This is a genomic window from Zestomonas ipomoeae (assembly GCF_057128665.1).
On record NZ_JBSKHQ010000007.1, the window covers coordinates 181,120 to 189,747 of the forward strand.

The 8,628-nt window shown below is 63.4% G+C and carries 6 protein-coding genes and 1 tRNA gene; 2 read left to right on the forward strand and 5 right to left on the reverse strand.

The genetic code is table 11. From position 1 onward, the window contains the following. Positions 1-71: 71 nt before the first annotated feature. The gene (locus ACWKV7_RS23735) at positions 72-2,105 is read right to left on the reverse strand and encodes a methyl-accepting chemotaxis protein (RefSeq protein ID WP_487249209.1); all 2,034 of its coding nucleotides are present in this window, start codon (positions 2,103-2,105) and stop codon (positions 72-74) included. A gap of 199 nt (positions 2,106-2,304) precedes the next feature. Between ACWKV7_RS23735 and ACWKV7_RS10800 the strand changes: the two genes are divergently transcribed. Continuing rightward, positions 2,305-3,213 (forward strand): ROK family protein, encoded by a 909-nt coding sequence (locus ACWKV7_RS10800; protein ID WP_483857661.1) that lies wholly within the window; start codon positions 2,305-2,307, stop codon positions 3,211-3,213. A gap of 17 nt (positions 3,214-3,230) precedes the next feature. Here the strand turns inward: ACWKV7_RS10800 and ampE are convergent, their stop codons facing one another. The 3 genes from ampE to ACWKV7_RS10815 all read right to left on the reverse strand — a co-directional run bounded on the left by ampE (position 3,231) and on the right by ACWKV7_RS10815 (position 7,108). Then, positions 3,231-4,067, reverse strand: a complete 837-nt coding sequence (gene ampE / locus ACWKV7_RS10805; protein ID WP_483857662.1) for a regulatory signaling modulator protein AmpE — start codon at positions 4,065-4,067, stop codon at positions 3,231-3,233. A 3-nt stretch (positions 4,068-4,070) separates the two neighbouring features. Next, positions 4,071-4,628, reverse strand: a complete 558-nt coding sequence (gene ampD / locus ACWKV7_RS10810) for a 1,6-anhydro-N-acetylmuramyl-L-alanine amidase AmpD (RefSeq protein WP_483857663.1) — start codon at positions 4,626-4,628, stop codon at positions 4,071-4,073. A gap of 200 nt (positions 4,629-4,828) precedes the next feature. Next, positions 4,829-7,108: a DUF1631 domain-containing protein gene (locus ACWKV7_RS10815; protein ID WP_483857664.1), complete on the reverse strand. Its 2,280-nt coding sequence runs from the start codon at positions 7,106-7,108 to the stop codon at positions 4,829-4,831. A 314-nt stretch (positions 7,109-7,422) separates the two neighbouring features. Between ACWKV7_RS10815 and nadC the strand changes: the two genes are divergently transcribed. Further along, positions 7,423-8,271, forward strand: a complete 849-nt coding sequence (nadC, locus tag ACWKV7_RS10820) for a carboxylating nicotinate-nucleotide diphosphorylase (protein ID WP_483857665.1) — start codon at positions 7,423-7,425, stop codon at positions 8,269-8,271. Between the two features lie 67 nt (positions 8,272-8,338). Here nadC and ACWKV7_RS10825 read toward each other — a convergent pair. After that, positions 8,339-8,414 (reverse strand) — tRNA-Thr (locus ACWKV7_RS10825). Positions 8,415-8,628: the final 214 nt, after the last annotated feature.

Sequence of the window (8,628 nt, forward strand, 5' to 3'; positions counted from 1 at the left end):
CTCCGTACGCCAGGCTGCCGCGCAGTCGATTCAGGAGAACGGCGGGCGCCGGAAACGCCCGCACAAGACGATCAGACGCGGAACGCGCCGATCAATTGCTTGAGTCGCACCACCAACTCGGACAGCTCGCGGCTGGCCCGCTCGGTCTGGTTGGCCCCCTCGGCGGTGCGCTCGCCAGCGCGGTTGATCTCGACGATGTTCTGGTCGATATCGTGGGCCACCGCCGTCTGTTCCTCGGCTGCCGTGGCGATCTGCTGGTTCTGGTCGACGATCATGCCCACCGCGCCGAGAATGTTCTCCAGCGCCTGCTGCACCTGGGCGGACTGGCTGACCGTGCCGTCGGCCATCTGATGGCTGGTGTGCATCGCCTTCACCGCCGCACCGACCCCGCCCTGCAGCTTGGAGATCATCTGCTCGATCTCCTCGGTGGATTGCTGGGTACGCTTGGCCAGGTTGCGCACTTCGTCGGCCACCACCGCGAAACCGCGCCCCTGCTCGCCAGCACGAGCCGCTTCGATGGCGGCGTTCAGGGCCAGCAGGTTGGTCTGCTCGGCAATGCCCTTGATCACGTCCAGCACCTGGCTGATGGCCTTGCTGTCGTTGGCCAACTGATTGATCACTGTCACCGACTGTTCGATCTCGCCCGCCAGGCGCTGGATGCTGCCGACCTGGGACTCGACCAACGCCCGGCCACTGACCGTTTCCTGGTTGACGCTCTGTGCACTGCCCACCGCCGCGGCGGCGCTGCTGGCCACCTCCTGGGCAGTGGCGGACATCTGGTTCATCGCCGTCGCCACCAGTTCGATCTGGCTGCGCTGGCTGGCCACCGACTGGTTGCTCTCGCCCGACACCACTTCCACCCGGTCTGCCTGGCGCTCCACCTCGGTGACGGTCTGCCCCACCAGTTCGATGAGATCGTGGATCTTCACCACGGTGGCGTTGAACACCTGCCCCAGTTCGCCCAGCTCGTCGCGACTCTGGGCATGGAAGCTCACCGTCATGTCGCCGGCGGCCACCTGGTTCAGGACCTGCCCCAGGCTCTTCAACGTACTGCGGGTCGACACGTAGAAGCCGCCGTAGAGATAGACGATCAGCAGGAAAGTCACCACCAGCGCGACCACCAGCAGTACGGTCTGCGTGCGATTCTCCTCCAGCCTTACCTGCAGCTCGCTGTCGAGGAACGCCAGCGCAGCGTCGTTGAGCTGGTAGGTCTTGTCGATGGATTCGCTGGCGCGGTCATAGAACTGTTGCCAGGGGGTATCCAGGGTATCGGCGATGATCACCTGGTCTTCGAAGAGCTGCGCGGCCTCCTTCAGCGTCTCGCGACTGGCGGCGGCCTGCGCCCCCATGGCCGTCCGTGCCGCCGGGCTGCTCTCCACCACGTCGCTGAGGACCACGCCATATTCGGCGTGCAGTTTTTCCAGTTGCAGCAACAGGTCGTCCAGCTGATTGCTGGCGGCCGAGTTGAGAAAGCCCTGGCCCAGCGAATAGGCGCCAACCGCACGGCCCTTGGCGATGGTGCCGGTAACCACCGGCGTCATGGTGGTCACCAGCTCGGCTACCTGACGTACCTCGCGCTGGCGGTCCTGGCTGAGGCCGGCCTGGCCGGACACGAACTTGATGAAGACCTGCGCATCGCCCAACAGCTTCTCGACGATGGCCGCCTTGCTTTGCAGGGACGTTTCCGCGGCCCTGGCGCTCTGCAGCGCCGTCAGCATCTCGTCGCGCTTGGCATTGAATTCGGCCACCTGCTCGGCCTCGGTGAGCACCGGTTGCAAACCGTTCAGCCGCTCGGCCAGACGGCTTTCCAGCGTCTTGACCCGCGTCTCCAGGTCGCCCGCCTGCCCCGATTGGCCGATGATGGCATTGATCTGCGCCAGGTCGCTGAGCGTCTCCAGGTCACGCCGCAGCTCGAGGCTGGCGCCGATCAGGCCCAGGCTCTCCAATTCGGTGTGGGTGCTGGTTACCTGACGATACGAGTCACGCACCAAATAGAAGTTGGTGATCAGCATGGGCAGGAAGAACAAGACGCTGATCAGACTGAACTTCATACCGAAACTCAGGCGGTTCATCAGCGCGATGGCCGGATACAGCACGGTCTTCACAGGACGTCTCCCGTTCTCATTATTGTTTTGCGACTCGACGGCTCGATCCAGGCGGCAGCCCTTCCGTCCTCAACGCCTGCCGCGACCCGGCTTGCCTGACGGCAAGCGCGTTTCGTGACTGGGTTCGCAGAGTACCAGTCGATTCAGGCACTCTGATATACCGGATATCGGCTCGGCTTTCTGTAACTTAAGGTTAACTATGCGCACACCACTACGCCTCGGCATTGACCTGGGTGGCACCAAGATCGAAATTCTCGCGCTGGAAGAAAGCCGCGAGATACTGCGCCGCCGCATACCGACACCGCAGGGCGACTACCCCGGCACCCTGAGCGCCATCGCCGCCCTGGTGGAACAGACGGAGCGCGACCTGGGCCGGTCCGGCAGCGTCGGCATCGGCATTCCCGGCGCGCGCTCGCCGGATCACGGGCGCATCAAGAACGCCAACTCCACCTGTCTGATCGACCAGGACCTGCAAGGCGACCTGGAACGGCTGCTCGGTCGCCCCGTGCGCCTGGCGAACGACGCCGACTGCCTGGCCCTGTCGGAGGCCAGCGATGGCGCCGGGGCGGGAGCCAGCAGCGTCTTCGCCGCCATTCTCGGCACCGGGGTCGGCGCCGGCATCGTCATCCACGGCAGGCTACTCGATGGCCCGAATGCTATCGCCGGCGAATGGGGCCACAACCCGCTGCCCTGGCGCTGCGTCGAAGATGGCCCTGCGCGGCCGTGCTACTGCGGCCAGGAGGATTGCATCGAGACCTTTCTCTCAGGCCCGGGCTGGGCAGCTCGCAGCGGGCTAGGTATCGACGCCGAGGCGCTGGCGCGCGCGGCCGAACATGGCGAGTCACAGGCGGCAGAAGCCCTGGCGCGCTACTGCGATCAACTGGCCCGCAGCCTGGCGATGGTGATCAACCTGCTCGATCCACAGGTGATCGTGCTCGGTGGCGGCCTGTCGAGGATTTCCGAGCTGTACCGACAGGTGCCGCCTTTGCTGCCCCGCTACGTGTTTTCCGACAAGGTCAACACTCCGTTGCGACCTGCCACCCATGGCGACTCCAGCGGGGTACGCGGTGCCGCCTGGCTCTGGGACGACGCCCCGTCACAAAGGTAAGAGCCATGCCGGGCGCCTCAGATCACCAGCGTCCACACCGCGAAGCCGGCGTACCAGAGCACCGCCGCCCGCACCAGCAACTGCCAGAGTTCGTCCAGCGTGGCGACGCCTCGCTCGCCAAGCACCGGCTCTGGTGTTTCGCCGGCTGCACGGCCGGCATTGATCACCAGTTGCGCGGCGGAAATGTCCCAGCTCAACAGTTCATGCAGCACGACCCGGCTGACGGCGGCAAAATTGCCGACCAAGGCGAAGCTGGCCGCCAGCATGCGCACCGGTAGCCAGTCGAAGGCATGGCGCAACTGCACCGCACGCTCACGCAGCGCGTCCTGACGGGCATGCTCGGCGCACAGGGCGAGCAGACGATAGGCCAACGCCGCCACCGGCCCGAGCAGCGCGTACCAGAAGATCACCGCGAAAAAGCTCTGATAGGCCTGCCACACCAGGTAGCCCTGCACCCGCAACAACAGCGCCCCGCCCTCGTCCGCATCGAGTGCCAGATCGCGTTCGGCAACATGGTAGGCCGCCTGGCTGTCGCCACGTCGCCACGCATCGCGGAACGGTCCCAGGGCCGTCAGCACATCGCCGCGGCCCAGGCTGTAGATCACCACCAGCAGATGGACCGGCAAGGCCAGCCAACCGTAGGCCAGCGGCTTGAGCAGCAATAGCAGCAGGGCCAGCAGCACTACCGGCAGCAATACCAGCAGTGCCAGCCCCAGCCATGGCGCTTGCGCCAGCCGTGGACTGGCCTCCACCCATGCCAAGCCTCGCAACCAGGGACCGTCATGCTGAATGCGCTGGCGCCAAGCGGAAAACTTCTCCACCCATAGCACCAGCAACAGGACCAGAAAGCTCATCGCCTATTCTCCTTGCTCTCGTAGCGCCTGGCGCAGGCGCTCCCAGTCGAACGCCGGACCGGGGTCGGTCTTGCGCCCCGGCGCGACGTCGCTATGGCCGCAGATGCGCTGCACGGTTATCGCCGGGTAGGCTCTTTGCAACGTGCGAGTCAGGTCCGTCAGCGCCGTGTATTGCTCATCGCTGAAAGGCAGTTCGTCGGTCCCCTCCAGCTCGATGCCGAGGGAAAAATCGTTGCAGTTCTCGCGCCCCGCAAAGCGCGAAGCACCGGCATGCCAGGCACGATCCAGGCAGGAGACGAACTGGGTGATGGCCCCGTCGCGCTCAATGAAGAAGTGCGCGGAAACCCGAAGTTCGGCTATCTCGGCGAAATAGGGATGCTCGTCGATGCGCAGGCGGTTCTGAAAGAACTCCTGCACCTTGCCCGTACCGAACTGGCCAGGCGGCAAACTGATGTTATGCACGACCAGCAGGGACACTTCTCCGCCGGGTCGCGCATTGAAATTCGGCGAGGGACAATGACGAACGCCCGGGCACCAGCCGCTAGCGGAATCCAACTGCATGAAAGGCTCCTAGAACTGCATTCACTCTACCCGCTTTCGACAGGTTCGAGTCATTCCAGAGGCTAGAGTAGCGAACGGGTTGAGCCAAGCACGAAAACGCGGCAATGGCAACGAGATCGCCGGCATAGCCCCGTCGGCAACGGCAGCCCCGAAACGCAAACGCCCGGCACAGGCCGGGCGCTTTTGCTGCGCGGAAACCCTCAGGCGCCCTTGAGGCGACGCAGGTTGCCGATCACCGACTCCAGCGCGCGATCGAACAGCAAGGCATCATCGAGCAGGCGCAGGGTTCCGCGACGGAACTCCACCGCCAGCCCCATGCGGGTCTTCTCCAGCACCTTCATGCCGGTACGGTTGACGAAGATGAACTTGCCGGTGGGCTTGATCACCGCCGCTAGCTTGCAGCGCAGGCGATGTTCGTCATCCTCCTGGAACTCCACCCAGCTACCGACACGCAGGCTGTCCACCTGCTGGGCCAGCTCGTCGTCCTCTGCCAGGTCGACCTCAGGCTCCTCGGTGGTACGCTCACCACCCGGTGCCTGCAACACGATCTCCTCGACCACCTCGACCATGGCCGCCGGCTCGGCGACCGACTCCTCGGCAGCGCCCTCGGCATCAGCCTCCTCCAGCAGGGCATCCGCGGATTCCGGCTTCGATTCGGCATCCGCGCGCTTCAAGCGCTGCAGGGCCTGCACATGCAATGCCTCCAGCTGGCTGAAGAATTCGCTGGTGGAGAACGGATCGAACGCCGCGGCGGACAGGCCATCGCGCAGCGACTTGAGCAGCCCCGGAACCAGTTCAAGCAAGTGCAGCCGCGCTTCCGGATCTTCGTGGGGCTCGACACTCCAGATCAAGTCGTCCATGGTCTTCAACGCCTGCTGCCATTCGGCGGACTCTACGCCCTGCTTCAGGCACGCGAGCATCATCACCTTGCTCCAGGCTTCCTGCAGCAGCCGCACCACCACTTCCGGCATGGTCTTGCCGAGCAGTCGCTCGTTCAGCGCCTGCTCCACCTGCTGGCGGGCCAGCTCGGCCTTGGCGCGACCTTCCTCGGCATCGCGGGTACGCTGCTCGAGCAATTCGCTGCGGCGGCGCTCGTCACCGGTAAAGGCCAGGAAATCGGCCAGCAGTTCGGAGAAAATCGTCGGATCGTCGGTGAAATCGTTCAGCAGACGCTGCACCACCTGCTCGATGCGCAGGTACAGCGCATCGCGCTGGGCATCGTCCTGCTCGCTCCAGCCCAACGCAGCCGAAGCGATTTCATTGAGCAGCCGACGCGCCGGATGGCTGCCACGACTGAAGAAGGTCTTGTCCAGCACTGCCACTTTCAGCATTGGGATCTGCAAGCGGCCGATCAGGGCTTTCAGCGAATCCGGCAATACGCGGTCGTCGAGAATGAACTCGAACAGCATCGACACCAGGTTGATCACATCCTCGTCGATCTCGCCCACCACCCGTGCCTTGCCGCTCTTGGCACTGGCACGACTGAGCAGGTTGCCCAAATGGTCGCGCACATCGAAATCGTCGGCGCGCTGTTCGGGAAGGTGCTGCTGCAGATGGGAAAGCAGGCGCAACAGATCGTTACTGGTGATCGGCACCGCATCGGCCGGCCACTCACGGGGCGGCAACACCGTACCGCGAGCCTGGGACAGCAGCCCCTGGAGCACGCCGAACACTTCCTGCGCGCCCTCGTCGGCGAAAGCGCCGCCCTGCATCGTGGATGCGGCAGCCCCGCTGCCGGCCTGCCCGGCCGCCGGACGCGCCGGCGCACGCCGTGGCGGAGCAGACTTCAATTCCGGCAACACACCGGCATTGATGAGCAACTGATTGGATTCGGCATACAGCTGGTCGAGATCGCTCAATACGTACTTCTCGAACAGCTTGAGAATGATCAGCTTGACCTTGATTTCCACGCCAAGACTGCGACAGGCATCGAGAAACGCCTCGCAGAGCAGACGCGGGCTCAGCGGGTTGCTCTTGTCGTCCACCTTGCGGCTGACCAGGGTGTTCAAGCGTGTGGTCAGGTGGCTCAGGGCCAGCGCATCGCGGCTCATGATCTTGGCGACCATGGCATCCAGCGCCACGGTTTCTTCAAGTTCGTCGTTCTGCACCAGCGACAGGCTGTCGAAGGAAAGCGCATCGAGCTGAGGCTGCGGGCTCTTGCCGATTTCGTACTGGCTGAGATTGGCAAAGGTCTCGAAGACCTGCTGCAGGAATCCACGCTCGATGCTCTTGCGCTTGAGGCGCAAATCGCGCATCGCCTCGAAGAAGGTGTTCTGCTCCGAGTTGCTGGTGGCGCGGTCGGCCATCTCGAACAAAGAGTCGTCCGCGTTATCGAACAACGCTTGCAACGCCTTCTTGAGCTGCTGGGCAGCCTTGTCGCGCACCTGGGTAAGCGCCACGGGCAATCTTCCTACCGGCGAAGTTGGCGAGTGCTCAGGGGCAACCTTGTTCAGGTGCACCACATTCGCGTCGGTCTTCATTGCAAGTCTCCCGCAGACTGCCCGTCGGGGCCAGCCGCATAGCGATCATTCGAACGTTATTGGTACGTCAAATGCCTGACGTCAACGGTCTTGGGTCAAAGCCATTATAGGGTTGGGCCGGAAACCACCAAGCCGCCAACTCTCATAGACATGACTTATGTCACAAATGCTCACCAACAACCTCCAAACGGTCGTTTCAACCCGCTCGACGACTCTTCTCGGTCTAGCAGAAAGCCCGCACTTGGCCGCATTCGAACTGCACCGGCGGTCGGCTGGCCCTATAATCCCGCGATCTGACCGTGGAGCCAGTAGTCATGCCCAACCTTACCCTTGCCGATCTGAGCGCGGAAATCGAGGCCAACGTACGCCGAGCGCTGGCCGAAGACATTGGCAGCGGCGACATCACCGCCCAACTGATCCCCGCCGAGCGCCTGGCCCACGCCAAGGTCATCACCCGCGAAGCGGCCGTCGTCTGCGGAACAGCCTGGGTCGACGCGGTATTCCGCCAGCTCGACCCACGTGCCTCTGTGCATTGGGAAGTACGGGACGGTGACCGGGTGCACGCGAACCAGACGCTGTTCTACGTGGAGGGCCCGGCCCGCGCCCTGCTCTCCGGCGAGCGCAGCGCCCTAAATTTCCTGCAGACCCTTTCCGCCGTCGCCACCCGCTGCCGCCATTACGCTGATCTGGTGGAAGGCACCGGCGTCAAACTGCTCGACACCCGCAAAACCCTGCCCGGTCTGCGCCTGGCACAAAAATACGCCGTGACCTGCGGCGGCTGCCACAACCACCGCATCGGCCTCTACGACGCCTTCCTTATTAAAGAAAACCACATCGCCGCCTGCGGCGGCATCGCCGAGGCAATCAAGACCGCCCACCGTATAGCCCCCGGCAAACCGGTCGAAGTCGAAGTGGAAAGCCTGGAAGAACTGAAAGAAGCCCTGGAAGCCGGCGCCGACATCGTCATGCTCGACGAACTCAGCCTGGAAGACATGCGCACCGCCGTAAAACTCACCGCCGCCCGCGCCAAACTCGAAGCCTCCGGCGGCATCAACGACACCACCTTGCGTGGCGTAGCGGAAACCGGGGTGGACTATATATCGCTAGGGACGCTGACCAAGGACATAAAGGCGGTGGACCTGTCCATGCGACTGCAACTCTGAGCTTGGTAGTCTGGGGCATCGCAAATAAAAAGAGGCAATCCATGCATGGCTGCCTCTTCTTTAACAATGGTGCCGTTGAGAGGAATCGAACCCCCGACCTACTGATTACGAATCAGTTGCTCTACCGACTGAGCTACAACGGCAGAAAATTCAGGCAAATGCACAGTTCAAGCTGGCTTCGCCTCGCCGAGCGATAACCCCTAAGTAAAGGGGCAATCAAACCCATCCTATGGTTTCCTGCGCGAACTCTGGGCGAATTTCTTGCACCTGAGCAACAAGACTGTCGTGGTCAAGTTTTAGTGGACACCCGAATAGGGGATTTCAGGCGGTTGCCTTCTCGTACTCGACTGGAGGCTG